The sequence below is a fragment of the Sphingomonas humi genome (assembly GCF_039536725.1).
GTDB classification, from domain to species: domain Bacteria; phylum Pseudomonadota; class Alphaproteobacteria; order Sphingomonadales; family Sphingomonadaceae; genus Sphingomicrobium; species Sphingomicrobium humi.
The window spans coordinates 111,868-135,368 of the sequence record NZ_BAAAZD010000002.1; the positions used below are offsets into that span (position 1 = coordinate 111,868).

Annotated in this window: 28 protein-coding genes and 1 tRNA gene; 20 read left to right on the forward strand and 9 right to left on the reverse strand. The window is 61.5% G+C overall.

The features are described 5' to 3' along the window. Positions 1-13: 13 nt before the first annotated feature. Positions 14-793, forward strand: coding sequence for an SDR family oxidoreductase (locus tag ABD729_RS08400; protein ID WP_344709790.1), 780 nt, complete (start codon positions 14-16; stop codon positions 791-793). A 16-nt stretch (positions 794-809) separates the two neighbouring features. Continuing rightward, the gene (gene cysQ, locus ABD729_RS08405; protein ID WP_344709791.1) at positions 810-1,619 is read left to right on the forward strand and encodes a 3'(2'),5'-bisphosphate nucleotidase CysQ; all 810 of its coding nucleotides are present in this window, start codon (positions 810-812) and stop codon (positions 1,617-1,619) included. Here the strand turns inward: cysQ and ABD729_RS08410 are convergent. Further along, positions 1,589-1,828, reverse strand: coding sequence for a hypothetical protein (locus ABD729_RS08410; protein WP_344709793.1), 240 nt, complete (start codon positions 1,826-1,828; stop codon positions 1,589-1,591). The genes cysQ and ABD729_RS08410 overlap by 31 nt on opposite strands. A gap of 262 nt (positions 1,829-2,090) precedes the next feature. Here ABD729_RS08410 and ABD729_RS08415 point away from each other — a divergent pair, with 262 nt between their 5' ends. Next, positions 2,091-2,954, forward strand: coding sequence for a MarR family transcriptional regulator (locus tag ABD729_RS08415; protein WP_344709794.1), 864 nt, complete (start codon positions 2,091-2,093; stop codon positions 2,952-2,954). A gap of 33 nt (positions 2,955-2,987) precedes the next feature. On the opposite strand, the gene ABD729_RS08420 is transcribed toward ABD729_RS08415, so the two are convergent. Both ABD729_RS08420 and ABD729_RS08425 read right to left on the reverse strand, forming a co-directional pair. After that, a tRNA-Val gene (locus ABD729_RS08420) sits at positions 2,988-3,063 on the reverse strand. Between the two features lie 135 nt (positions 3,064-3,198). Next, complete coding sequence (locus tag ABD729_RS08425; protein WP_344709796.1) at positions 3,199-3,765, reverse strand: helix-turn-helix domain-containing protein; 567 nt, start codon at positions 3,763-3,765, stop codon at positions 3,199-3,201. A gap of 98 nt (positions 3,766-3,863) precedes the next feature. Here ABD729_RS08425 and ABD729_RS08430 point away from each other — a divergent pair, with 98 nt between their 5' ends. After that, positions 3,864-4,337 (forward strand): DUF6456 domain-containing protein, encoded by a 474-nt coding sequence (locus ABD729_RS08430; protein ID WP_344709797.1) that lies wholly within the window; start codon positions 3,864-3,866, stop codon positions 4,335-4,337. A 69-nt stretch (positions 4,338-4,406) separates the two neighbouring features. Here ABD729_RS08430 and ABD729_RS08435 read toward each other — a convergent pair whose 3' ends face one another. From ABD729_RS08435 to rpsF, 4 genes are all read right to left on the reverse strand, one after another. Continuing rightward, complete coding sequence (locus tag ABD729_RS08435; RefSeq protein WP_344709798.1) at positions 4,407-4,877, reverse strand: hypothetical protein; 471 nt, start codon at positions 4,875-4,877, stop codon at positions 4,407-4,409. Positions 4,878-5,035: 158 nt separating this feature from the next. Beyond that, positions 5,036-5,635 carry a 50S ribosomal protein L9 gene (gene rplI / locus ABD729_RS08440; protein ID WP_344709799.1) on the reverse strand — a complete coding sequence of 200 codons (600 nt, stop codon included), beginning with the start codon at positions 5,633-5,635 and terminating at the stop codon, positions 5,036-5,038. A 12-nt stretch (positions 5,636-5,647) separates the two neighbouring features. Continuing rightward, the gene (gene rpsR / locus ABD729_RS08445; RefSeq protein WP_264883537.1) at positions 5,648-5,872 is read right to left on the reverse strand and encodes a 30S ribosomal protein S18; all 225 of its coding nucleotides are present in this window, start codon (positions 5,870-5,872) and stop codon (positions 5,648-5,650) included. 3 nt (positions 5,873-5,875) lie between these two features. Further along, positions 5,876-6,316, reverse strand: coding sequence for a 30S ribosomal protein S6 (gene rpsF / locus ABD729_RS08450; RefSeq protein WP_344709800.1), 441 nt, complete (start codon positions 6,314-6,316; stop codon positions 5,876-5,878). Positions 6,317-6,591: 275 nt separating this feature from the next. On the opposite strand from rpsF, the gene ABD729_RS08455 reads away from it, so the two are divergent. The 16 genes from ABD729_RS08455 (at position 6,592) to alr (ending at position 22,147) form a co-directional block, all read left to right on the forward strand. Beyond that, positions 6,592-7,701: a phage portal protein gene (locus ABD729_RS08455; protein ID WP_344709801.1), complete on the forward strand. Its 1,110-nt coding sequence runs from the start codon at positions 6,592-6,594 to the stop codon at positions 7,699-7,701. Positions 7,702-7,733: 32 nt separating this feature from the next. Next, on the forward strand, positions 7,734-8,018 hold the full coding sequence (locus ABD729_RS08460; RefSeq protein ID WP_344709802.1) for a DUF6127 family protein: 285 nt from the start codon (positions 7,734-7,736) through the stop codon (positions 8,016-8,018). 3 nt (positions 8,019-8,021) lie between these two features. Beyond that, positions 8,022-8,444 carry an HK97 family phage prohead protease gene (locus ABD729_RS08465; protein ID WP_344709803.1) on the forward strand — a complete coding sequence of 141 codons (423 nt, stop codon included), beginning with the start codon at positions 8,022-8,024 and terminating at the stop codon, positions 8,442-8,444. A 45-nt stretch (positions 8,445-8,489) separates the two neighbouring features. Further along, positions 8,490-9,605: a phage major capsid protein gene (locus tag ABD729_RS08470; protein ID WP_344709804.1), complete on the forward strand. Its 1,116-nt coding sequence runs from the start codon at positions 8,490-8,492 to the stop codon at positions 9,603-9,605. A 47-nt stretch (positions 9,606-9,652) separates the two neighbouring features. Next, positions 9,653-11,827 (forward strand): hypothetical protein, encoded by a 2,175-nt coding sequence (locus tag ABD729_RS08475; protein WP_344709805.1) that lies wholly within the window; start codon positions 9,653-9,655, stop codon positions 11,825-11,827. A gap of 199 nt (positions 11,828-12,026) precedes the next feature. Continuing rightward, entirely contained in the window at positions 12,027-12,308 is a 282-nt protein-coding gene (locus ABD729_RS08480) for a phage fiber-tail adaptor protein (protein WP_344709806.1), read from the forward strand. Continuing rightward, positions 12,308-12,829 (forward strand): head-tail connector protein, encoded by a 522-nt coding sequence (locus tag ABD729_RS08485; protein ID WP_344709807.1) that lies wholly within the window; start codon positions 12,308-12,310, stop codon positions 12,827-12,829. The genes ABD729_RS08480 and ABD729_RS08485 overlap by 1 nt, the downstream gene beginning before the upstream one ends. Next, the gene (locus ABD729_RS08490) at positions 12,826-13,149 is read left to right on the forward strand and encodes a phage head completion protein (RefSeq protein WP_344709808.1); all 324 of its coding nucleotides are present in this window, start codon (positions 12,826-12,828) and stop codon (positions 13,147-13,149) included. The genes ABD729_RS08485 and ABD729_RS08490 overlap by 4 nt, the downstream gene beginning before the upstream one ends. Further along, positions 13,149-13,538 (forward strand): tail completion protein gp17, encoded by a 390-nt coding sequence (gene gp17 / locus ABD729_RS08495; RefSeq protein WP_344709809.1) that lies wholly within the window; start codon positions 13,149-13,151, stop codon positions 13,536-13,538. The genes ABD729_RS08490 and gp17 overlap by 1 nt, the downstream gene beginning before the upstream one ends. Continuing rightward, positions 13,535-13,942: a phage tail tube protein gene (locus ABD729_RS08500; protein WP_344709810.1), complete on the forward strand. Its 408-nt coding sequence runs from the start codon at positions 13,535-13,537 to the stop codon at positions 13,940-13,942. The genes gp17 and ABD729_RS08500 overlap by 4 nt, the downstream gene beginning before the upstream one ends. A gap of 26 nt (positions 13,943-13,968) precedes the next feature. Next, complete coding sequence (locus tag ABD729_RS08505) at positions 13,969-16,263, forward strand: DUF2460 domain-containing protein (protein WP_344709811.1); 2,295 nt, start codon at positions 13,969-13,971, stop codon at positions 16,261-16,263. Beyond that, positions 16,260-17,063: a DUF2163 domain-containing protein gene (locus ABD729_RS08510; RefSeq protein WP_344709812.1), complete on the forward strand. Its 804-nt coding sequence runs from the start codon at positions 16,260-16,262 to the stop codon at positions 17,061-17,063. Before ABD729_RS08505 ends, ABD729_RS08510 begins: the two co-directional genes overlap by 4 nt. 384 nt (positions 17,064-17,447) lie before the next feature. Continuing rightward, positions 17,448-19,562 (forward strand): GTA baseplate fiber-binding domain-containing protein, encoded by a 2,115-nt coding sequence (locus tag ABD729_RS08515; protein WP_344709813.1) that lies wholly within the window; start codon positions 17,448-17,450, stop codon positions 19,560-19,562. Positions 19,563-19,589: 27 nt separating this feature from the next. Further along, positions 19,590-20,075, forward strand: a complete 486-nt coding sequence (locus ABD729_RS08520; RefSeq protein ID WP_344709814.1) for a DUF2793 domain-containing protein — start codon at positions 19,590-19,592, stop codon at positions 20,073-20,075. 109 nt (positions 20,076-20,184) lie between these two features. Next, positions 20,185-21,048, forward strand: a complete 864-nt coding sequence (locus ABD729_RS08525; protein WP_344709815.1) for an outer membrane protein — start codon at positions 20,185-20,187, stop codon at positions 21,046-21,048. A gap of 76 nt (positions 21,049-21,124) precedes the next feature. Next, on the forward strand, positions 21,125-22,147 hold the full coding sequence (gene alr, locus ABD729_RS08530; RefSeq protein WP_344709816.1) for an alanine racemase: 1,023 nt from the start codon (positions 21,125-21,127) through the stop codon (positions 22,145-22,147). On the opposite strand, the gene nth is transcribed toward alr, so the two are convergent. Both nth and dapB read right to left on the reverse strand, forming a co-directional pair. Further along, positions 22,107-22,784, reverse strand: a complete 678-nt coding sequence (gene nth / locus ABD729_RS08535) for an endonuclease III (protein WP_344709817.1) — start codon at positions 22,782-22,784, stop codon at positions 22,107-22,109. The genes alr and nth overlap by 41 nt on opposite strands. Beyond that, positions 22,781-23,491 carry a 4-hydroxy-tetrahydrodipicolinate reductase gene (gene dapB / locus ABD729_RS08540; RefSeq protein ID WP_344709818.1) on the reverse strand — a complete coding sequence of 237 codons (711 nt, stop codon included), beginning with the start codon at positions 23,489-23,491 and terminating at the stop codon, positions 22,781-22,783. The genes nth and dapB overlap by 4 nt, the downstream gene beginning before the upstream one ends. Positions 23,492-23,501 lie beyond the last annotated feature (10 nt).

A 23,501-nucleotide genomic window follows, 5' to 3' on the forward strand; every position in this document is an offset into this window, starting at 1 on the left:
AGAGCGCAAACTCATGAATATCAACGGCATTGCGGCAGTGGTCACCGGCGGCGCGTCGGGCCTTGGTGAGGCGACTGCGCGGGCGCTTGCGGCCAAAGGCGCGAAGGTCGCCATTTTCGACCGCAACCAGGAACAGGGCGAAAAAGTAGCGGCCGAAATCGGCGGCATCTTCTGCGAAGTGGACGTCACCAATGACGACACCGTCGCCGCCGGTTTCGAAAAGGCGCGCGCTGCCCACGGGCAGGAGCGGGTGCTCGTCAATTGCGCCGGCGTCGCCAATGCCGTGAAGACCGTGGGCCGTGACCGTGAAACCAAGGCGGTTAAGAAATATCCGATCCACCAGTTCGAACTGGTGATCGGGATCAACCTCGTCGGTACTTTCCGCTGCATCGCCCATTCGGCCGCCGGCATGGTCGATGCCGAAGCCGGCGAGGATGGCGAAAAGGGCGTGATCATCAACACCGCCTCGGTCGCCGCCCAGGACGGCCAGATCGGCCAGGCAGCCTATTCGGCTTCGAAGGGCGGCGTGCTCGCCATGACCCTCCCGATCGCCCGCGACCTCATGAACGAGGGCGTCCGGGTCAACACCATCCTCCCCGGCGTCTTCAAGACCCCGATGGTCGCGATGATGCCGCCGCAGGTGCAGGATGCGCTGGGCGCGCAGGTGCCGTTTCCCAAGCGGCTCGGCCGACCCGAGGAATATGCCAACCTCGCCGTGTTCATGATCGAAAGCGGCTACATGAATGCCGAGCACGTCCGCCTCGACGGCGGCATCCGGATGGCGCCCAAGTAAGGTGGGTGCTCGCTAAGTGACTTGGGCCCCACTGCTGGAGCCGCTCGGGGCCGCCTGCCGCGAGGCGGGGGAGGCGATCCGGGCGATCCGGCAGCGCGGCTGCGCGGTCGCTCACAAGGGTGATCAGTCACCGGTGACGGAGGCGGACCATGCCGCCGAAGCCATCCTGCTCGCCGCGCTTGCCCGTCATGCTCCGGGCATCCCGGTCGTCGCCGAAGAGGAAGTGGCCGCTGGCCGGGTGCCCGAACTGGGCGATGCCTTTTTCCTGGTCGACCCGCTCGACGGCACCCGCGAATTCGTTCGCGGCGGCGATGACTATACGGTCAATATCGGCCTGGTCGTCGGGGGCGCGCCAGTGCTCGGCCTCGTCCTTGCTCCCGAACAGGGACGGCTCTGGGCAGGAATTGTCGGCGGCGAAGCGTGGGTCGAAAGCAGTGACGGCGCGCGAAAGCCCCTGCACGTCCGCCATCCCGGCGAACGGCTGACGGTGGTCGCCTCCAAGTCGCACATGAACGAGGCGACCCGCCGTTTCCTTGCCGCCGAACTGGCTGATGCCGACCTGGTTTCGATCGGATCGAGCCTGAAGTTCTGCCTGCTGGCCGACGGTAGCGCCGACTATTACCCGCGGCTGTCGCCGACCTCGGAATGGGACACGGCCGCAGGGCATGCGGTGCTGCTTGCCGCTGGCGGGCAGGTCGATGGACTGGATGGACGCCCGCTCGACTATGCCAAGCCGCGCTTCCTCAACCCGGGCTTCGCCGCGACGGCGACCTGGCGCGGCCCGCCGCTTGGCCGCTACATGCCCGAAGGACTGGAGCCGGCATAACGAAACGGGTGGGGTGGCTTGTACCACACCGGATCGTTGTGGGGCTGCTGCGGATCCGGCCTGGTCAGATTTAGACCTTCCAGCTCGGCAGTGATGGCATTCAGCCGGCCCAGCAGCGCCTGCGCTTCGCTGCCGACGATCGAGTCGGTCGCGAGTTGCTCGGCAAGCCGGCAGGAACGGCGAATACCATGGCGCAGGTGGATCAGCACCTCGCCCCTGAACAGCGTATCGTCATTATTGCAAGCCATCACGACCCTCACCCGCTCGACCCCACGAAACGTCTAGACGCCGGGTCGCCTTGCCGACCGATGACGCCTTTCTCCGTTGCGGAGTAACTTTTCGCTGACATGGAACCGATTTGAAGTGTAGTCTTCTCAGGCTCGGTTATTTTGACTCCAACAGGATGGTGTCATGACCGTAGCTACGTCTGCTCTTGATTACTCCTACGCGCAGCCCTCGCGGGCTCCCATCATGGTCGTGGGTGACACCATCGCCGCCCGCCAACGCGCCCGCCATGCCGCGGAAATGAGCGGTTTTGTCACGCTTTCCGATCTCAGTCCCGCCGAGGCGATCGACGCGCTGGAGGAGCGGGCGACGCTTTCGGCGCTGTGGATCGAACTCGATGAAGCGCCGACCTCGCCGGTCCGCCGCCTGTTGGAGCGAGCCGGACGCGAAGCGGCGCGCAAGAAGTTCGGTGTGGTGATCGCCACCAGGCTGGAGCAGATCGACGATGTCCTCTGCGATCTTGCCGACGCCGACGTCGACCTCCTGGTCAACGCGGATGAGATGGAGCGGCTTGCGGCGATCTCGCTCGCGGTCCAGCCGCAACATGCGGGAAGCGCGCGGGATGTCGCGTCCGACGCCAGCGCCGCGCGCCTTCGCCAGCTGAGCGAAGAGGTCAGTCGGATTGCCTCAACCCTCGCACGGCTGAGCACCGCTTCTGCCGGTCCGCCACTCTCGCCTGCCACGATGGCGCCCCCGCGTGACGACGTTCCGAACATTTCCGCCGAGGAGCTGCGGACAATGATCCGGGCACGCCGATTGAGATCGACGTTCCTGCCCGCGGACCTGTTCGCCGATCCCGCATGGGACATGCTGCTCGACCTCCTCCAGGCAGAAGTCGTGCAGCATCGCGTGCCGGTGTCGAGCCTGTGCATCGCCGCTGCGGTTCCGGCAACGACCGCGCTCCGCTGGATCAAATCGATGACCGACCGCGGCCTTCTTATCCGCCGCGACGATCCGCACGACGGCCGACGCGTCTTTATCGAGATGGCCCCCGCCACGAGCGCCGGCCTCCGCCGCTATTTTCAGGAAGTGGGGATGGCCGCCATCTAAGCTGTCGCGGCGAAGCCGAACCGATGACGAGGATGGTGGGCGCTGACGGGTTCGAACCGCCGACCTACTCGGTGTAAACGAGCCGCTCTACCAGCTGAGCTAAGCGCCCCCGCGTGAGGAGGTGGCGCTTTCTCACCCTGCGCCGTGTTGGTCAACTGGCTTCACTAGGTGCGACAGCGCGTCGAAGCCGCCCCCGACGTTTAGCGGCGCCGGGAAAGCCCACGATGACGGCGCCCGGCCTGGGCTAGCCGAGCTTTCGCACAAGGCGGGTGGGGACGACGAGGAAGGCTGGTTCGCTTACCACGACCTGCCGCGCGCCGCTTCCGAGCGGAAGGAGGTGCAGCTTGCCTTCCTCGCGGGCGAGCAGGCGGCCGAACTGGAAACGGCCGGCCGGGCGCGGCACGAGGACGTCGCGATTGAGAGCGCGGCCGAACTGTTCGGGTTCAAGGCGATCGCACCACAGTTCATCACCCGAACGGTAGTCGGCCATGCTGGCAGTCACGAGAATGGCGACCTGTGTCGGTTCGGGTCGTGGCGGCAAGACGACCTGGGCACGTCGCGGAGCCGTCGCGATTTCGCCGCTCAACATGGCGATCACATCGAGCTTTTCAGCTGCCGGATGATCGACGAGATCGGTCGGCGCGACACCAAGCGCCGCCGCAATGCGGTTGAGCCAGCCGATTGAGACGGTTCGCATTCCGGTTTCCAGGCGTCCGATCGTCTGGGGCGTCGTCGGTGGCGTACAGGCGCGGGCGACGTCGTCGAGCGTCATGCGCTTCGCTTTGCGGACTTCCCGGATACGTGTGATCATTAATAGCGCCCCCTAACCCATCAGGTTTTTATCCTGTCCTACATCCTTCCCGTTCTGGCAAGTGTCTATCGACTCGGAAGGCTGGAAGGAGAGGGCGGGTGAGCAAGCGCAAGTTGGTCGAGAAGCGGGTCGAAGACGGGGGGAAGGTCACCCGCAAGGTTCGCAGGTCAGTGACGGTCAACGAGGTGGAGTCGCCGCTTGGATGGCTTCATCGGCATGGTCATCTCAATCGGCGGCAGTTCGACGCCGGTGAGCAACTGCGTCTTGATTGGGAGCGCGCCAATCTCTCTCCGTGCGTCACTATGCGCTGGGATCCGGCGCCCGGGCTGGCGCGTGGTCAGGCGAGGGCGCCTTCACTGGGGCGAACCGAACAGCAAGCCGGTGCCCGAGCGCGTTTCGACGAGGCGCTGGCCGCGACCGGGACTGGAATGTCGGATATTCTGTGGCGAATCGTCTGCGCTGGCGAGGGCGTGCGCGACGCGGAGACTGCCCTTGGCTGGCCGGCGCGGGCGGGCAAGCTGGTGCTCAGCATGGCGCTCGACAGAGTTGCTGAATTTTACCGGATCAGGTGAGATTTAGGTCCCATGGCCTACAAGGAGACGGCGGGGAGGAGAGCAGATGCTTTCCTCCCCGAAGCATCATTAAAGACTGCTGCCTTCGATGTCGCTTTCACGCCCCTGCGAGCGCTCGGTCTCGATGTCGGTATTGCGGGCGGTGTCCTCATCAGATCCCATCAAATCTTCGTTCAGCGCGCCTTGGCCCTGATCGGCAAAATCCTGACCAGTCGTGTCTTGCCGATCCGTTTCGCCAGTGCTGCCCATATCCTTATCGCTACCGCGGAAAAGGCTGCGATCGCCGTCCTGTCGGTTATCCGCGGACTGGTTGGTTTGTCCAAGATCGCTCTCCTGGCCGAGGCTGCTGCTATCCTGGCTCAGTGTGTCGGTGCCGGTTTCGCCACTATTCCCATAGGAAGCCTGACCGGTGGACATGCCCCCGTCCTGCGGGGTCTGCTGCTGCTGTTGCTGCCGGTCAGCATGCTCATTTGCTTGGTTATGCTGCGAGCGCTGCTCGCCAATGCCCTGCTGACCGGGCGTGCGTTCGTCGGCGTTCATGAACTCTCTCCTCCAACTACCCACGCTCTTGCGTTCAGAAAGCATGAGGAGAGGTCGCCGTTCCGGGGCGATGCGATGGACGGAGGGCTGTGCGCCAAAAGGAAAGGGCCGCCCGGAGATACCGGACGGCCCTGATTCCACAGTCAAGAAGTGAAGCGTCAGGCCGCGTCGGGCTGAGCGACTTCCTCTTCGGTCGATTCTGCAATCGTGCCGGGCTCCGCGTTCGGATCGTAATCCTCAGTGAAGCCAGCGTTATCACGCTCGAACATCTGGGCCATGACGTCGACGCCCTGCGACTGCAGTTCGGCTTCTTCAGGCGAACGGGCGACGTTCACCTTGACGGTGACCGCGACCTCGGCGTGGAGGACGACGCGCACTTCGTGCATGCCGATCGACTTGATCGGGCGATCGAGCACGACCTGGCTCTTCGCGACCTTGGCACCGTCCGCCTCAAGGGCGTCGACGATGTCGCGGGCGCTGACCGAACCATAAAGCTGGCCGGTGTTCGACGCCTGACGGATCAGCTGAACGGTCTTGCCGTCGACGCCCTTGGCCGAGTCCTGCGCAGCCGAGCGACGCTCGGCATTGTCGGATTCAATCTTGGCGCGATTGGCCTCGAACAGCTTGCGGTTGGCTTCGTTCGCACGAAGCGCCTTCTTGCGGGGAAGAAGGTAGTTGCGAGCGAAACCGTTCTTGACGGTGACGACGTCGCCAATGGCGCCGAGCTTCTCGACGCGCTCAAGCAGGATGACATCCATGAGTAGCGCTCCTTACTTGACCACGTAGGGAAGCAGACCGATGTGGCGGGCGCGCTTGATCGCCTTGGCCAGCTCGCGCTGCTTCTTGGTGCTGACCGCGGTGATGCGGCTGGGGACGATCTTGCCACGCTCGGACACGAAGCCCTGGAGCAGCCGGACGTCCTTATAGTCGATCCGGGGGGCGTCCTTACCCGAGAACGGGCACGACTTGCGGCGGCGGAAGAATGCACGGGCCATCGATTACGCTCCCATCTCGTCGCGCATGCCGCGCTCTGGGCGGTCGCCGCGGGGACCACGATCACCACGATCGCCGCGATCACCACGGTCGCCGCGATCACCACGGTCGCTGCGATCACGCTCCTGGCGGCGCATCATGGCCGACGGACCATTTTCATGCGCATCGACACGGATGGTCATGAAGCGGATCACGTCCTCGTTGATGCCCGTCTGACGCTCGAGCTCGGCGACGGCCGCAGCCGGGGCGTCGATGTCGAGCATCACGTAATGCGCCTTGCGGTTCTTGGCGATCCGGTAGGCAAGGCCACGAAGACCCCAGGTCTCGGCCTTGACGATGCTTCCACCGTTTTCGGTGATGATGTTGGTTGCCGTCTCAGCAAGGGCGTCGACCTGGGCTTGAGCCAGGTCCTGCCTTGCGAGAAAGACATGCTCGTAGAGCGGCATGCAAATCTCTCATGTTGGCCGATCGCTGGCGCTCGCCCCATGCGAACGCCCCTCCGGCTGTCGTCGGTATTCTGATGTCCGGACGCGCAACCGAAGCTGCGGACGGACGGGGGCCTCTGACACAGGTGAGCGGGAGATGCAAGTTACGTGCAGAGCTGACGGTCAGACATAACCAAACAGGCACAAAACGGTTGACATCGTCACGCTGTTGTGGCACAAGTGTGAACACTGGGATGATTCGGAAAGGATCACCCCGAACAGCGAAAGGTTCATTGATGCGGTGGTTCGGACGTAAGTCGGCGGACCTTCCGCCGATGTTCCTATCCTATGCGGGACGCAGCGAACGAAGCCTGTTTCCGAGCGGCTACCAGGCGCAACTGAAGGAGGTCTTTCTCTCCAATCCAGTGGGGCAGCGGGCCGTGCGCATGGTCGCGGGTGCGCTCGGCGCGCTGAAAGTCTATGCCGTCGAAGGCAGCGAAGAGGCTGCCAAACTGATCGGTCGTGCCAGCCTGCTCGAGCAGATTGCTGCCTCGCTGCTGTTGAACGGCAATGCCTACCTCCAGGTCGTGGAAGCACTGGGTGCACCGGCAGAGTTTTTCCTGCTTCAGCCCGAACGGGTGTCAATCGAGGCTGATGAACGCGGGTGGCCGACCGCTTACACCTATAAGGCAGGGCGCCGAGCGGTACGGATCAACCGGCACGACGCTTTGGAGCGCGTGCAACTGATCCATATCAAGTCGCTTAATCCGGCCAACGACCAGCAGGGGCTGGGCTGCCTCGAGGCCGCGAGTGCGGCGGCGGCAATCCACAATCGGGCGAGCCAGTGGAACAAGGCCTTGCTCGATAACGCTGCCCGGCCGTCTGGAGCGCTTACCTACGATCCACCGGACGGCGCCCCGCTGAGTGCAAGCCAGTTCGAGCGATTGCGTGAGGAGATCGAGCGGCAATTCAGCGGTAGCGGCAATGCCGGCCGGCCGATGCTGCTCGAGGGGGGACTGCGGTGGCAGTCGCTCGGATTAAGTCCGACCGACATGGACTTTGTCGCAGTGAAGGAAGCGGCCGCGCGCGATATCGCCCTCGCCTTCGGAGTGCCGCCCGTCCTGCTCGGACTGCCCGGAGACACCTCCTACAGCAACATGCGCGAAGCGGGCCGAGCACTCTATCGGCAGACGGTGCTGCCACTCGCGGAGAATATCGTCGGCGAAGTCGGGTCGGTACTGCGCGACTGGATCGGCCCGGTGCGGCTGGCGGTCGACACCGATGCGATCAGCGAGCTTGCGGAGGACCGCGAGCGGTTGTGGCAGATGGTCGCAAACGCTGACTTCATCAGCGCCGATGAGAAGCGCGACATGCTTGGTTTTGAACTTCGCAGTACGCAGTCTTGAGCCGACCAAGCGCGGATGCACTGCTGGCCCAGTTGATTGCGTCCGCCGAGGGACAGCCAGTCAATTACATGATGCTTCAGGCCATGGTGGAGGAAGCCAGCAATGCCGGCGCCCGCCGCGCACTCACCTCGCTTGGCCTGGAAGACGAACGGGCGCGGCGCGACATGGACGAGCTGCGCGAGCTGCTCGGGACTTGGCGTGATGTGAAGAAGTCAGCCTGGCAAACGGTCGCACGCTGGGTGGTCCGGGTCATGCTCGCCGCTCTGATGGTGTCGATCGCCTACCAATCGAACCTCCGTGCCCTTCTGAGGAACTGACCCATGCAAATCGAGCGGGCTCGCAAGGGGCTGCGCTTCGCGGGCTATGCCTCGGTCTTCGATCATCTCGATCGCGGAGGCGATATCGTGCGGCCAGGCGCCTTTGCGCGAACCCTGGCGCGCCAGGGCAAGGTACCCCTGCTGTGGCAACACCAGCCGGGTCACCAGATCGGCAATATCGAGCATCTGGCTGAAGACGCGCGAGGTCTTCAGGTCATTGCGTCGCTGAATGACGACGCGTTCGGACGCCAGCTTGCTCGCGAGCTGGAGCAGGGCCGCTTGTCCGGACTGAGTTTCGGATACCGAGTGACAGTTTCCGATCACGGAACAGCGGCGCGCGAGATCCGCGACCTCGAATTGCTCGAGGTCAGCCTCGTGCGTCGTCCGATGCAGCCGCGGGCCTGCGTCCACAAGATTGCTTCGTAGCCGCGCCGCCGGCGCGAACCCAAGAATCCACACTGGAGAGACTGAATGGAAATCAAGGCTGACGCGTTGGAAGAGTCGTTCGCGGCCCTGCAGCGGGATAATGGCGTAAGCGAGCTTCGCGCCGAGATCGATGATCTGAAGGCAAAGCTTCGCAGCAATCTTGTCGAGGCGGGCCGTCCGCACCTTGCCGCAGAGCAAAAGAGCGCTGCCCAGGAAGGCTTCGGCGAATTCCTGCGCACCGGCGAAAGCACGCTTGAAGGCAAGTCCTTCGACAACGCGACAACCGCTGCAGGGGGACATGCCATTCCGCGGGAGATCGACGAAGCCATCGACCGCACCCTGGTCGCAATTTCGCCGATCCGTCGAATTGCGAATGTCGTGAAGATCGGCAGCTCCAATTACCGCAAGCTGCTGTCCACCGGCGGCACTCCGTCCGGCTGGGTCGGTTTCGAGGCGCTGCGTCCCGAAACCGCGACGCCGACCTTCACCGAGATCGTTCCGGCGTCGGGCGAGCTCTACGCAAATCCTGCGGCCTCGCAGCACATGCTGGATGACGCGATGTTCGACGTCGAAAGTTGGCTTGCCAATGAGGTCGCGACCGAATTCGCGCGGGCCGAGGGTTCGGCCTTTATTAAGGGCACTGGCGTCAACCAGCCGCTCGGTTTTCTTTCGTCGCCGAATGCAATCACGGCAGACGGCGTGCGGCCGATCGGGACGCTTCAGACGATCGGCACAGGGGTGTCCGCGGCTTTCCCGGCCGCCAATCCGCAGGACAAGCTGGTCGATCTCGTCCAGTCGCTTCGCCAGCCCTACCGCCAGGGCGCAGTGTTCGTGATGAATTCGTCTACCGCAGCGACAGTGCGAAAGATGAAGACCAGCGATGGCGCCTTCATCTGGCAGAGTGGTATGGTCGCGGGCCAGCCGTCTACCCTGCTCGGTTATCCGGTGATCGAAGCCGAGGACATGCCCGACATTGCTGCCGGAAGCCTGTCGATCGCCTTCGGCAATTTCAAGGCCGGCTACATCATCACCGAGCGAGCCGAGACCAGCATCCTTCGCGATCCGTATTCGAAGAAGCCCTATGTCTACTTCTACGCGACCAAGCGTGTCGGTGGGCAGGTTGTGAATTCCGAGGCCATCAAGCTGCTCAAGTTCGCCTGAGCAGCACTTCGTCTCCGACCGGGATCTAGCAGAAAGACCGAACGCGCATGCCGCAACTCTTCACTTCCAAGTTCGTGGACATGGTTCGTGTCACCACGTCGACGCAGGGCACCGGGCCGCTTGTTTGCGGACCGGCTGTCCCCGGCTTCGCAAGCTTCGCTGACTCGCTCTCGGTCGGAGACAATTTCTATTATTCGGTACAGGGCATCGACAAGCCGCAGGAGCGCGAAGTCGGCCGCGGGACGTTGTTGCCGAACGGTTCGATCAGCCGGCAGCCGTTGCAGGGATCGCCGACATACTTCAGCAACGGGTCGAAGACGGTTGCTCTGGTTGCTTCTTCCGAGTGGTATTCCAGCGTGCAGGAGAGCTGCAGGGCGGGCGGTCGCCTTGGCGCCGTAATGACCCGCGGCGAGCTCAAGTCGGCGACCACTGACGACGCCGGTGCTGCGCGTTATCTCGCCGAAGCGCGACGTGAGGGCAATTTCGTTTGGGATCCCTCAGTCGCGGCTTCATTGCATCAGGCCGATACCGGCGAAGGCATCTTCATCGCCCCCAATACGGGAAGCACGGGTGCGTGGGTGCGCCGCTTCCATGGACCGGTGCAGGTCGACTGGTTCGGCATATTGCCGGGTGCTGGTCGCGGCGCATCGAATACGACGGCGTGGAAGGCAATGGTTGCCGTCCTGCAGGCGCGCGCAATCGTCGTCAACGACTACTACCGATCGCTTGAGCCCATCAGATTTGGGCGCGGGCGATACGAGTTTGCCGAGACCATCGATCTCACCGGCGGCGTTTTTGTCATCGAGGGCCAGGGAGTGGGGGCGGCCGTTGCGCAGGGGACGTCCCTTGTGTTTCCGGCGGGGCAGACCGGCATCCGGGTGCAAAGCTTCAATACGGCGGGGGCGGCCGGGACGCGCACTCCAGGTTTCTCCGCTGGCGGTTCCGTCATGCGAAACCTCGGGCTCGAGGGCGGCTATGCAGGGGTCGAAGCCGAATGCCACGGCATTCACCTTCGCGGATCTGCGACGGTCGAACAGGTCGCGATCGGCAATTTTCAAGGTGATGGCCTTCACGTTGCAGCTGCAGGGTCAGGCGGAGCCCTCGAAGGGAACGCCAACCTTTGCCGCATTCGAAGCCTCCGTGTGACGGGCAATCGCAACGGGCTCTACTTCGACAGCGCTGATGCAAATGCGTGCCTGGTCGATGCCCTCGATGCGTCCGCAAACCGGCGATGGGGCGTATTCGACAGCAGCTTTCTTGGGAACACATACACCGCCTGCCACTCCGCAGCGAACGGCTGGGATGGTGCACTTGGATCAATACCGACCGGCTGCACGCACAACGGGCAGCGCTATTTCGTGAAGCTTGGGCAGGACGCCTGGTGCTCGGCCAACGCGCCGAGTGGAACGACCGCCGACAATCAGGGGTGGGGCTATGTCGAGCCAGGCGGGACGTACAACGGGATTGTCGCCTGGGCGAACGGAGTAACCTTCCGGAGCGGCGGTGGTTACTGCACGGACGATCCCAATTCGTTCAATGCGTTCCTCGGATGCTATGCTGAAGGGGACCAGGGTCCGTCGCAGGTACGTCAGCCGAGCATCGTGGTGGGAGGCATCCTCCCCATGTCCAATCGTGGATCAGCCGCAAACCTGTCGGCGACCGGCGGCGCACTGAAGATTGTAGGCGGAACGATCGAGACGAGCGGTAATCTGGCCACGACCCTAGGTGGGAATCTCAACGTCAGGGGAATGGACAACCAGTTCGGATCCGACGTCGACACCAACGCACAGGGTGGCATTACCTTCAATCGCTTCAGAGCATCCTCGGGCGGGTCGATCCACGAATTCTACACCGCAGGCATCCGAAAGCTCAGCTTCGGGCATTACGGCAGCGGCGCGCTACTTGAAGTGCCCAGTGCCGCGGAGAAGTTCCAGATCCTCATCGGCAGCGATTCCTACGCATGGGATTCAACCGGTCAGGACCTACCCGCAAACAAGGTCTTGCGGATCGGCGGAACGCCGATCATCGGGCCGCGTCGCACAGGCTGGACCGCAGCAACTGGCAGCGCAAACCGCGGCGCTTTCGCGGCTGCCGCTGCTGGCGCCGCCTCTGCTTCCTATGCGCAGAGCGAGCTGCAGTCGGCTCTGAACCGTATCTCTGCCCTGGAAGGCCGTTTGGTAGCGCTCGAGAGCGACTGCCGGTCGCACGGCCTCATCAACTGACTTGTCTCGCCTGGCTTCTGTGGCCGGCGAATATCCTATTTGAGCGAAAGGGCATGATGTGAGCATCGGAGCCTTTGCGATTGCGCAACAGTCCCTGGCGGATGCGATTGCGCCGACAAACTCAAAGACGCCCCCAAAGCGAACGGTCACGCCGTTGCTCGACCAAATCATCATTCCTGAACCCCGCTGAGGAGGCACCATGGCTCTTGTTTTGAAGGACCCGGGAAGCGCGCTTGATTACAGCGTCGATTGGGGCCTGCGTTACCTTACCGGTGATGTCCTTACGGAATCGCTCTGGAGCGTCGTGCCGGTCGAGAGCGGCGGCGTTACGATTGACGGCAGCAAATTCGACAGTCTGAGCAGCACCGTCAACGTGAGCGGTGGGCGACCAGGCAAAGTCTACCGTCTCCTCAATCAGGTCGCGACCAGCCAAGGGCGGCAAGACAGTCGCTCAATTCTCGTGCGCGTGGAGGTGCGGTGATGGTACGGCAAGACCAAGCCACCCTTTGCGTCAGCCTGTCTGAAGTGCAGGCTTATGCACGCGTCGAGACCGGTGAAGAGGAAGCTCTGCTCGCGGGCCTGCTTCGGACCGCCAGCGAATGGTGTGAGACCTTCCTCAACCAGGCCCTGGTCGCACGGGACTTCGAACTGGATCTGCGGTCCGGTGAAAGCTGGACGATGTTGCCACTGCAACCGGTGCGCTCAATCAATTCGGTAAGGCGTAAAGGTGATGCCGATCCGCTGGCTGCATCTGCATATCGAAGTGACATCGACTTTGATGGGCGTGGGCATATCGCTGGGCTCCCTGCGGGCGATACGTTCGTCGTATCTGGATCGGCCGGAATGGGCTTGACCGGCAACGAGATTCCGGAGCCGATCCGCCAAGGCATTCTTCGACTGGCAGCTTATCTATTTGCCAACCGAGACAGTTTGGTCGGAGAGTTGCCGAAGGCCGTGACTGCACTGTGGCGTCCCTACCGGAAAACCGGCTTATGCCGGTGACCGAATTTGCGGGCAGCCTCAATCAACGAATTGAGCTTTGGGCGCATTCGCAGGAAAGATTGCCGAGCGGCACGGCGAGCCAGGAGCGTGAATTTCTACTGAGCTGCCGGGCTGCCATCGTTCTCGAAGGTTTCGGCACCGAGAGTGAAGCCATGAGCCTCAGTGCCATGCCTCGATATCGGCTCGCTGTCCGCAAGTTGCCTGATTTCTCGGTGGGCCATCAGGTCAGGTGGCGCGGCCGAAACCTGCTTATCCGGCAGGTCGTCGACGATCCCGTGCAACCGGATCGTTTGATTCTTCGCTGCGAGGAGCAACGGTAATGGGCGCGACCTTGGAACTGCAAAGCGCAGTGGTTGCGGCCTTCGATGGTTCGCAGCAGTTTGCAGGCGTCTATCACGATGTGCCGGCACGGGCCGAATTTCCTTTTGCCGTGATCACTTGCAGCGACGAAAGGGATTGGAGCTGCAAGGGTAGACGGGGAAGAGAAATCGAACTGCAGATCGTCCTCTGGGACGATCAGCCGTCCAGGCTGCTTGAACTTGAAGATCGGCTGGAGAGCGCTGTTCAAGGCGTCAAAACTGAGGTCGATTGGAAGATGAGTACCATGGTAATCATGGGAAAGCGCAGGACGCGAGATCCGGCGGGACCGTCCAGTTGCATGCTGCAATATCGCGCTCGCCTTTTGAGCAATCGGGGCGAAGAGGAATGACGTCTTCGTCGAGCGGGAGCCAAGGCTTTCTCCGGATCAGGACTTCCGAACCAGACCCGTTCCATCTCGTCGAAGGCGTGCGCGTCAGCGGCTGGTCGCTCTCCCAGGAAGGCGTCGATGTCACGAATGCCGGCGACGGGGCTTGGCGACGACTTATCGCAGGAGCAGGAATGAGGAAGCTTGAGGTCAGCCTCAATGGCCTCTGCCTTGCTTCCCCAGGCGAAGTGATTCTTCGGCGAAATGCGTTCACTGGCGCTGCCTTCGAAGCGGAGCTGACGCTTGAAAATGAGACAGTAATTCTCGGACCGTTCATCGCGACAGAATTGAGCTCGGATAGCGCCGTCAGCGAGGAAGCGACTTTCGCTGCCAAGCTCCTCAGCGCTGGTCCCATCAGCCTCGTCTGAACCTTTACCCGTTCGAGGAAACCGCCATGCGTTACTGGTTGACGCGCGAAGACGCGCGACTTCGCCGTGACTTCATCAAACGGTTCGAACCGTCCCACTGGACGGTGGATTTTCCACGCGGAAGCATGGCTTGCGTCGTCAGCCATGCTGATGAGGCCAGACTGACTGCGACGGCTACGTTCGGGCGCAGAGGTGATCTTGTCGGGCTGATTTACACAACGGCCGACAATGCCGTTCACGTGGGCCACCGCAGATACGAGGTGCGGGATTACTCGCGCTGCACCCTGCGGTTTCGTTGGAAATCGAATGGACTTGCATCGCTCGAAGCGGTGAATGGTCCGACGCTAACGATCGAGGGTCGTGATGGCAGCGGCGCTGCGCGAAGCTGGTATGTGCGTCTTTGGAATTATGCGAGCGGAAGCGGAAGCGACGCCGTTATCGAATTACCGTTCGATGACCTCAAAGCGGGTTTCGATATCTCTACGGGCGGCGAGCGGGTTGATGTTCGAGACATCGACCGAATGTTCGTCAGCCTGGTTCCGCCCGGGTTTGTTGAAGGCAGTTCCGAACGCTTTGGCCAAATTGTCGAGGCCGAAGTCGAAGTAAGTGACATTGCATGTGTCGGTTCCGGCAGCGTCATTCCGATAAACGACGCGATCGTTCCAGAACATCAATTCAGAATCTGCACTGCTTACGACGATTGTTATCACCTTACCCCCGAACGAGTAGTCGATAGCCTCGAACGGCTTGGTTACCGCAAGCTCATCGATCACTATGTCGGGATGAGTCATTTCCCCGCACTCGATGCGAGTGGGAAGGTCGATCCCGGAAAGACACTCAGCCTTCCTGCCCGCCGATGGCACGAGAGTTTTGCATCTTTTGCCAAGTTTCGCGGCTACGATGTCATCTGGTCGCTATCGATGGAGCTTCTCGAGGAGCTTTGTCCCGATGACTGGAAACAGCGTGCTTGGGATGAGAAGCCAGCAAGAACGGGTTGGGTACCTCCGTCGAGCCTGCTGTCTCCTGCTGTAGCGGAAGCTGTAACTTATCTTGGTCGCGTCGCCGGCGATTTCGTCGCAATCGGCATGCAGGCCGGAATGTCGCCCAAGTTGCAGATGGGCGAACCCTGGTGGTGGGTGACAGCCGATCATGCGATTTGCCTTTACGATCAAATGAGTGCGTCAAGGCTACCTGCAGGGCACATACCGATCCGAGACGTGCGAAACGTCAGTGCCGAGCAATCGCAGGTCCTGGACCTAGCCGGCGCCATGCTGAGCGATGCGACAAGCGCAATCGTGGATTCCGTCAGGGCGCGGTTCGCTGATTTGCAGTCTCACATTCTTGCCTACCTGCCTTCGATATTGCGCACTGATGCGCCCGAATTGGTGCGAGCCAATCTTCCTATCGGATGGCGTGCGCCGGCCTTCGATGTGCTTCAGCTCGAAGATTATGAGTGGGTCACGAAAGGGCTGACTTCCGGGCGATTTGGAGCATTGGAAGAGGCGAGGCAGCGTCTCGGTTATAGTCTTGTCGATTGTCACTATCTGGCCGGATTTGTCAGCGCCCCCGACCTTATTCGCGACTGGAAGCAGATCATCGCCGCTGCAAATGCCGCCGAGAAGGCTGGCTTCGCGGAGGTGTTTCTGTGGGCACTCCCCCAGGTTCTGCGCGACGGCCTCACCATCTTTCAAGGAGACGCTGAAGTGGAAGGTTTCCAGGACTTAAGCTTTCCTCTCCAGCTGGGTAAGCATGCTTCGGTAGAGCCGTGCTTTTCGACAACAATTTCCACATCGCCTAGTGGCTTTGAGTATCGAAATGCAGACTGGCAACAGGCGCGCCTTCGCTTCGATGTCGGGCCAGGCCTTCGCAGTCTCGAGGACATTGAAGACTTGTTGAAGTTCTTCAGGTCGACGCGAGGGAACGCAGTCTCATTTCGCTTCCGAGACCCCACGGATTTCAGTTCGAATGGCATGACTGCTCCGCCAACCTCTCGCGACGTGCAGCTTGGTACCGGAAATGGTGTCAGGCAGCGTTTCGAGATCATCAAGGCGTATGGTGATGGTGAAGTGCGCCGCATTACACGGCCAGATCGGCAGTCGATCATTGTCTCGCTGGACGGAATTGCCACCGACGATTGGTTGCTAGCAGAGGGGGGCGTCATCGAACTCAGCGAACCGCCTGCGTTGGGCGTGGCCGTCTGTGCAGGCTTCATGTTCGATGTTCCGGTTCGCTTCGAGGAGCCGAAGCTTCGCATCAGCCGGGGCACTCATCTGGCCGGTGAGCTGACCAGCGTGCCGCTTATCGAAGTGCGCGAACGATGAGCAGGGGACATACAGAGCTGACGACTGGCGCATATCATTTCGTCTTGCAGCGTCCAGACGGCGTTGGCTTCGCTGCCACGAGCAACGACCAACCCCTTGCAGTTGGCACGATGACGTTCGAGCCGGACGTCGATCTTCGTCCAACCACCTTAGTCCTCAGCGAAAGATTGATCGGCAGCAAGCTGCAGATTGAAGGTTCAGCGACGGGTCCAGCAATGCCGGTGGCGGACCTGTTCAATGGGCGCTGGAACGGTGCCAGCCTTCAACTGCTTTCCGCAGATTGGAGCCAGAATTCCGAAGGAAACTTTCTCTGCGAAGGCAGACTGGGCTCGGTCCGATTGGATGCCGGAAGAATGACGATGACGATCGATGTCGGTCCAGCCTCCTCTGCCAATCAGCCTTGCGTTCAAACAAGCCCGGAGTGTCGGGCCCTACTGGGCGACAATAAGTGCCGAATAGACATGCGTTCACGTCGGCGCCGGGCGACTGTCACCGCCATCGATGACCGTGGCATTTCCATCGATACGATCGACATCGAACCATTCGTCATGGGGCGCCTCCGGTGGTTGAGCGGAGCCAATTGCGGCCTGGAGCAGCGCATTATCGCAGCAGATGGAGCGCATCTCGTTCTGCAAACTTCCGAGGGCAGCGAGATCGGCGTTGGCGATTGTGTAGTCCTGACCGAAGGATGCGATGGCCGCCGCGCGACCTGCTCGGAACGCTTCGCGAATGTCGTCAATTTTCGCGGCGAACCCGACCTTCCCGGTTCACAGATCCTCCTCCGTTTTCCGGGTGATTGAACCGCAGCAGCGGGCCTCCGCGCTGATCGGGAGACCGTTCCGTGAACAGGGCAGAGATGAAATCCTCGGGCTAGATTGTCTCGGGGTCGTCATCGCGGCCTTCGACCTGAGCGGCGCCAGCGAGCCACGGTACAACATCACCGATGGCGATTGGGGACTCGTGATGAGTGAACTCTCACCTTGGTTCACGTACGTCGATTCCCGTTTGCCCGCAGACAATGATCTCATTGTCTTCCGACTTCCTCGCTCATTTCACTTCGGGGTCGTGAGCAGAGGTCATTTCATCCATGCGGACGCAGCCCTAGGCAGAGTCGTGCGCAGGCGGATGCCGGAGCGCCTCGGGCCTTTTTGCCGACATTTCAGCTATAAGACGGATCGAACCTAATGGCTTCTCTCTTATTGAGCTCAGCCGGTACTGCTCTCGGCGGTTCAGTGGGTGGCGCGATCGGCGCTTTCGTGGGCAGTCAGATCGACAAGGGATTTGCGAGGTCATCGCCCCAGAAAATCCGGGATCTGCGCATTACGTCATCGCAGTATGGCGACGAAATTCCAGCGATCGTCGGAAGCATGCGCGTTGCCGGAATAATCTTATGGTGCTCGGTCCCGGTCCCTTCGGCGACGGTCAGCAAGTCGGGCAATTCGCAGGGCTTAAGTGCCAGCTTTGCAATGGGATTGAGTTCCGGGCGAGTGGAAGAGATCGGCAGGATTTGGGCGGATGGGCGACTGATCCGCGATCATCTAGGCCGCCAAGAAATGCCGTTCGAATTGCGACTGCATAGCGGTGATGAAGATCAAATGTGCGACCCTCTTGTCGCTTCTGCACTTGGTAATGAACTTGCCCCCGCATTCCGCGGGATAGCCTATCTGGTCTTTGAGAACTTCGACTTCTCGAGTTTTGGCAACAGGCTCCCCATGATCACTGTTGAAGTCGCTTCCGGACCCGCCATGGTATTGGGTGAGGAAGTGATCAGCGATGGTCTAGGCCTTTCAGCTCACGAGCCAACCTCTTCCCATCAACTGAAAGGCTACGCCCTTTCGGGGGACGACATGGCTGGTGCGCTGGCACCATTGTATGAGGCGCTTGCACCGAATTTTGCTTACAGCGCCGAAGGCTGGGCAATCGGATCAGTACCCACTCTCCATGTCATCGAGGATGAACTGTGGACACTTCTGCCAGGCAGTTCCGATCTTGCGAGCGATGCAGGGCAGGTGTCCGAAAGTCCGAGCAAGGTCTCAATTCGGTACTTCGATCCCGCCATCGACTTTGCAGCGAGCGAGAAGTGCGCCAGATTGCCAGGGCAAGAGCGCCTTCAGCGCATCGAACTTCCCGCAGCAGTTGCGGCAGGGCAGGCAAAGGCCCTTGCCTTCGAGCAGCTTGAACGCCTGAATACAGGTCTGGCGACGGCGTGGCTTCGGTTGCCTCTGAGGTATGCCCACATCAAGCTTGGTGATGGGTTGGTGAGCGCGAGCGACATGCTCACCGCGTTCAAGGTTTGCGCTTTGATGCTCGGACCTGGCGAGATCAAATTTCAGGTCCGAAAGGAAAAGAAGGGCCTTTCGCCATTACCTGGGGATGCGGGTGGCATCGGTGGCAGAATGGTTCTTGGTCGCAAACCACTCTCGGTCTCGCTGCTAGAGCTTCCAACTTCCTCTGGCGATGACACTTCCGATGTAGCCGTACTTGTAAGTGGCGGTCACGAGCCGTTCCAGGCTTTGACGGTTCACGTGTCCGCCGATGGCGTCAGTCAGGACGTGCTGTCCGCCAGCCGCCCCTCTCCGCAAGGTATCTTGCAGCAGTCCCTTCCGAGCGGCGCGCATGACTTACTTGACGAGCGATACGCTATCGAAGTCGTGTTCGAGCACGATCCCAAGCTGCTGAGTGTGGACGAAGCGACGCTGTATGCGGGCGCGAATCTCATTCGAGTTGGGCAAGAGTTTATCCAGTTTGCGACGGCAAAGCCTCTTGGAGCCGCGGCCTATCGGCTGTCTGGACTGATCCGGGGCTTATACGACAGCGGAGGCGACACGCAGCACCAGGTGGGATCTGCAGTGCACATCATCAACGCAAGTTCGTACTGCATATTCACCGTGCCACGTGAACGCTTCGGAGGGACTTACACCGTTTGTGTATATGGGCCTGATGGACAGACTGCTTCCGAAACTTTGACGGTGCTTGGCCTGGCGCATCGGCCATGGGCTCCGGACCATATTCAAGTGGTGGAAGATTCAGTTGGGCTTGAAGTCACCTGGGTGCGCCGCAGTGTCGATGAGCGCGCATGGCTGGACGGCGCTGACGCTATGATCGGATCAGGCGTCGAGGCCTATGTGCTCTCCCTGGCCGACCAGAATGGCCGCACGATCCATCTCGAGACCGGGATCGCAAGCGCGCACATCAGTTATTCTGAACTTGCTTTGCTCGGAGCGCGCCCCTGGCTTCTTGAGGTTCGGCAAATTGACAATGGGCTCATTGGTAACGTTCGGACCCATATCATCCCGTGAGGTAGATAGATGGCGAAATCTCCACGAATGCAGCTGCCGTTCCTTTCGGCAGGGCAGGCCCAGAAAGAGATAACTCATAATGAGGCCCTTAATCTGATCGATTCCTTGCTGCAGGCATGCACGGCGAATGCACCGGCCGACACTCCGCCAACGAGCCCCGAGTTCGGGCTATGTTATCTCTGCGGTGCAGAGCCGTCGGGCGCTTGGGCGGGACATGCAAACGGTCTTGCGTGCTGGACCATGGGTGGGTGGCGGTTCGTGGATCCGTTCGAAGGCTTTGTCGTGGTCGACCGGGCGACTGGGCGCTCTTGGCGCTTTGCTTTGGGTCAATGGTCGTTGGGAGTCATCAATGCCAATGAGATCCAGATTGGTGGTCTGAAAGTGGTTGGCAGCCAGCAGCCGGCAATCGCCGGGGCCAGTGGCGGGGCCATGGTCGATGTACAAGCCCGATCAGTGTTGGCGCTCGTCCTAGGCGCCCTCCGTTCGCATGGGTTGATCGCGGCAACGGGGTGAGGCTGGAAAGTCACAGCAGCTTACATTTCGGTAAGGGCGTGAAACAAAGATAGGAACTACCTCGCCTGCTTTCCTATTAGGGGGTCCGAATTCTCGTGAAGGGGGACCTATGTCTTCGAAGTCACTTCTGCTTGCCGCCGCCGCGCTGGCAATAATCCCAACTGCCGCCTCCGCCCGCGATGGTCTCCCCTACATCGGGATCGAGGCAGGTGCATTTAAGCCCGACAAGCTGAAGCTCGATTACCGACTTCAAGCGCTGTCGGTGCCGAATGGCATCGTCATCGATCATAAGACCGGATGGGATGCGGATCTCGTTGCAGGTTATGACCTGGGCGTATTCCGCGCCGAAGCCGAGCTTGGAATGAAGCGCGCGCTGACGACTGGCGTCGGCATTGCCCCGGCTATCCAGTTCAATAACACCGGTCCGCTCACGGTCCGCGGCCGTACGCTCGCAAAAACGGCGATGGCCAACCTCCTGCTCGATTTCGGCAGGGATGAGGGGCTGCAGGTCTACGCTGGCGGCGGTATCGGCGTTGCAAGGGTTTCCTTGAACAACTCGATCACCGGACCCAACGTGGCGGTGGGTCGCGGCATCGTCGGTAGTGACAGCTCCGTAGCTTGGCAGCTTATTGCAGGGATGCGTGTTCCGCTCAGCTATAACATCGATCTGGGTCTGAAGTATCGCTACTTCCGGAGTCAGCTCGATCTTCGTGACGCGACCAATGCCGCTGCCGTGGAGACAATCGAAGGGCAGTTCCGCTCGAATTCGGTTCTGGCGAGCCTGATCTTCAATCTCGGCAAGCAGCCGACGCCCCCGGCTCCCATTGTCGTGGAGCCCGCACCTCCTCCTCCGCCACCTCCGCCGCCCGCAACTCAGACCTGCCCGGATGGAAGCGTGATCCTGGCGACCGACGCCTGTCCGGTGCCACCTCCTCCTCCTCCGCCGCCGCCGGTCGCGCCAGTCCGCGGTTAACCTCCCAGGCCCGGCGCCGAGTTCTTTCGGCGCCGGGCATCTCGACCGGAAAGATCCCTGACGCTAGAGCGCACGGATGCTTTTCCCTCTGGCTTTGCAGCACCGTAAGAGTGCGCTTGCGGCCAACTTTCGTACGCTACGCAACCGCGCTGACACCGCTACGGGTGCAGCCATCAAGGCAAACGCCTATGGTCTAGGCGTTCAGGAGGTTGCTCGTGCGCTTCTCGAAGAGGGCTGCCGCGACTTCTTCGTATCGACGTGGTGCGAAGCCGCCGAACTCCACTTCCTCCCAACCGAAACACTTGCGGTTCTTCACGGACTAGGTTTTGGGGACCAGCCGCGACCTGGTGTGCGGCCGGTCCTTGTCACGCCTGGTCAAGTTGCGCGCTGGAAGGCGAGTTCGTGGTCCAGCGAGCCGTGCGATGTCATGGTCGATACCGGGATGAATCGTCTTGGGTTGGTGCCCTCCGAACTAGAATGTCTTGAGGGCCTTTCGATCCACACGCTGCATAGTCATCTGGCGTGTGCGGACGAGGAGGATCACCCGCTCAACGCTGCGCAGTTGGCTCTCTTCCGCGATATTCGTGCGGCCGTCCCGGCACGCCGCTACAGCCTGGCAAACAGCGCAGGCATTTACCGTGGTCGTGAGTACAGCTTCGATCTCGTGCGCCCAGGTCTGGCCCTTTATGGTGGCATCCCGTGCACGAAAGCTCGCGGCTTTCTAAAGCAAGTCACCTCCGTCTGGGCACGCGTGATCCAGGTCAGGCACGTTCCGGCCGGCGACAGTGTCGGATACAGCGCGACCTTTCGTGCCGAGCGCGACACGCAGGTGGCCGTCATCAACATTGGTTATGCGGACGGCTATCGCCGCGCATTCTCTTCGCTCGGTACTGCTCGCTTTGACGGCAAGACTTTGCCCGTCATCGGCCGCGTTTCGATGGACCTCGTGACACTCGACGCCTCGTCGGTTCCGGCGATTCAGGAGGGGGAGTGGGTCGAGTTGGACTTCGATCTAGAGCGGTGTTCGACGCTGACCGGCATCTCGCAATATGAGTTGCTTACTGGCCTTGGACAGCGCTTCCAGTCGACCTGGACTTAGGCGGTATCAGCTTCTTGTCCCGAAACCGGCAGAGATCGACGATCGCGCAGCGCCAGCATTCAGGAGCGCGCGCCTTGCAGATGTAACGCCCGTGCAGGATCAACCAGTGGTGTGCATGATGCATGTAAGCCGCCGGAGTGACCTTCTGTAGCTTTCTTTCTACCTCGAGCGGGGTCTTCCCGGGCGCGAGCCCAGTTCGGTTGGCAACCCTGAAGACGTGCGTATCGACCGCGATGGTGGGTAAGCCGAACGCGATATTCAGGACCACATTCGCGGTCTTTCGGCCAACACCGGCCAATTGTTCGAGCGCGTCGGGATCGGCCGGTACCTCGCCGCCGTGCCTTTCGAGGATCTGCGACGCCATCAGCAACAGGTTCTTGGCCTTGGTGTTGAAGAGGCCGATCGTCTTGATGTGTTTGCGAACGCCCTCTTCACCGAGTTCGAGCATCTTCTCGGGAGTGTCCGCGACCTTGAAGAGCTTGCGGGTCGCAAGGTTGACGCTGACGTCGGTCGCCTGTGCAGACAGTGCCACCGCGACCAGCAACGTGTAGGGGCTGGTCCACTCCAGCTCACCCTCGGGATCGGGGTTGAGCTCTGCGAGGCGCAGATAGAGCTCGGCCGCCTGTACCTTTTTCACAGTGCCTCGACCACGTCCCGCATGGTGTACAGGCCGGGAGGTTGGCCGGCGAGGAAACGCGCCGCAGCAAGAGCGCCGCGAGCGAAGATCATCCGGTTCTCAGCCCGGTGGCTGAGGATCACGCGTTCCTCCGGCCCGGCGAAGATCACGTCGTGGTCGCCGACCACAGTCCCGCCGCGCAGGGCAGCGAAGCCGATCGCGCCTTCCTGACGCTCCAGTCGCCGCCCGCTTCGCGACTCTTCACGACGTAACGGTTCGGCGCGTCCGCGTGCCGCGGCTTCCCCAAGACTGAGGGCCGTTCCGGACGGAGCGTCGCGCTTCAGGCGGTGATGCATCTCAAGCACCTCTATATCCCATTCCGTGCCCAGGACCCGGGCAGCGCGCTCCACGAGCTCCTCGAGCAGGGCAACGCCGAGCGAGGTGTTCGAAGCACGCAGGACGGCCACCGAGCGGCTGGCTTCGGTAATCCGCCGGCTCGCGAAATCGTCGAGGCCGGTGGTTCCGATCAGGATCGGTGTCGATGCCCGCGTCGCAGTCTCGAGCGAGGAAGCAAGCGCATCGGGTGCAGAAAAATCGACGATGACGTCGCCGCGGTCCTGGTCGATCTTGAAGCGATTGTCGACCGCCACTGCGGCAGCGATGGCCTGCCCCATTCGTCCATCGGGAGCGATGAGGGTCAGTCGCAGCGGCTGGTCGGTCGGGCGCATGGCGGCACCT

What these genes read in the sequence shown, in the direction of transcription:
- ABD729_RS08525 (WP_344709815.1), top strand. Translation starts at nt 20,185, where the DNA reads ATGTCTTCGAAGTCACTTCTGCTTGCCGCCGCCGCGCTGGCAATAATC.
- ABD729_RS08505 (WP_344709811.1), top strand. Translation starts at nt 13,969, where the DNA reads ATGCGTTACTGGTTGACGCGCGAAGACGCGCGACTTCGCCGTGACTTC.
- ABD729_RS08465 (WP_344709803.1), top strand. Translation starts at nt 8,022, where the DNA reads ATGCAAATCGAGCGGGCTCGCAAGGGGCTGCGCTTCGCGGGCTATGCC.
- ABD729_RS08455 (WP_344709801.1), top strand. Translation starts at nt 6,592, where the DNA reads ATGCGGTGGTTCGGACGTAAGTCGGCGGACCTTCCGCCGATGTTCCTA.
- gp17 (WP_344709809.1), top strand. Translation starts at nt 13,149, where the DNA reads ATGGGCGCGACCTTGGAACTGCAAAGCGCAGTGGTTGCGGCCTTCGAT.
- ABD729_RS08500 (WP_344709810.1), top strand. Translation starts at nt 13,535, where the DNA reads ATGACGTCTTCGTCGAGCGGGAGCCAAGGCTTTCTCCGGATCAGGACT.
- ABD729_RS08485 (WP_344709807.1), top strand. Translation starts at nt 12,308, where the DNA reads ATGGTACGGCAAGACCAAGCCACCCTTTGCGTCAGCCTGTCTGAAGTG.
- ABD729_RS08510 (WP_344709812.1), top strand. Translation starts at nt 16,260, where the DNA reads ATGAGCAGGGGACATACAGAGCTGACGACTGGCGCATATCATTTCGTC.
- dapB (WP_344709818.1), bottom strand. Translation starts at nt 23,491, where the DNA reads ATGCGCCCGACCGACCAGCCGCTGCGACTGACCCTCATCGCTCCCGAT.
- ABD729_RS08470 (WP_344709804.1), top strand. Translation starts at nt 8,490, where the DNA reads ATGGAAATCAAGGCTGACGCGTTGGAAGAGTCGTTCGCGGCCCTGCAG.
- ABD729_RS08475 (WP_344709805.1), top strand. Translation starts at nt 9,653, where the DNA reads ATGCCGCAACTCTTCACTTCCAAGTTCGTGGACATGGTTCGTGTCACC.
- alr (WP_344709816.1), top strand. Translation starts at nt 21,125, where the DNA reads ATGCTTTTCCCTCTGGCTTTGCAGCACCGTAAGAGTGCGCTTGCGGCC.
- ABD729_RS08515 (WP_344709813.1), top strand. Translation starts at nt 17,448, where the DNA reads ATGGCTTCTCTCTTATTGAGCTCAGCCGGTACTGCTCTCGGCGGTTCA.
- ABD729_RS08520 (WP_344709814.1), top strand. Translation starts at nt 19,590, where the DNA reads ATGCAGCTGCCGTTCCTTTCGGCAGGGCAGGCCCAGAAAGAGATAACT.
- rpsF (WP_344709800.1), bottom strand. Translation starts at nt 6,316, where the DNA reads ATGCCGCTCTACGAGCATGTCTTTCTCGCAAGGCAGGACCTGGCTCAA.
- rpsR (WP_264883537.1), bottom strand. Translation starts at nt 5,872, where the DNA reads ATGGCCCGTGCATTCTTCCGCCGCCGCAAGTCGTGCCCGTTCTCGGGT.
- ABD729_RS08425 (WP_344709796.1), bottom strand. Translation starts at nt 3,765, where the DNA reads ATGATCACACGTATCCGGGAAGTCCGCAAAGCGAAGCGCATGACGCTC.
- ABD729_RS08480 (WP_344709806.1), top strand. Translation starts at nt 12,027, where the DNA reads ATGGCTCTTGTTTTGAAGGACCCGGGAAGCGCGCTTGATTACAGCGTC.
- ABD729_RS08415 (WP_344709794.1), top strand. Translation starts at nt 2,091, where the DNA reads ATGGTCGTGGGTGACACCATCGCCGCCCGCCAACGCGCCCGCCATGCC.
- ABD729_RS08400 (WP_344709790.1), top strand. Translation starts at nt 14, where the DNA reads ATGAATATCAACGGCATTGCGGCAGTGGTCACCGGCGGCGCGTCGGGC.
- rplI (WP_344709799.1), bottom strand. Translation starts at nt 5,635, where the DNA reads ATGGATGTCATCCTGCTTGAGCGCGTCGAGAAGCTCGGCGCCATTGGC.
- ABD729_RS08435 (WP_344709798.1), bottom strand. Translation starts at nt 4,877, where the DNA reads ATGAACGCCGACGAACGCACGCCCGGTCAGCAGGGCATTGGCGAGCAG.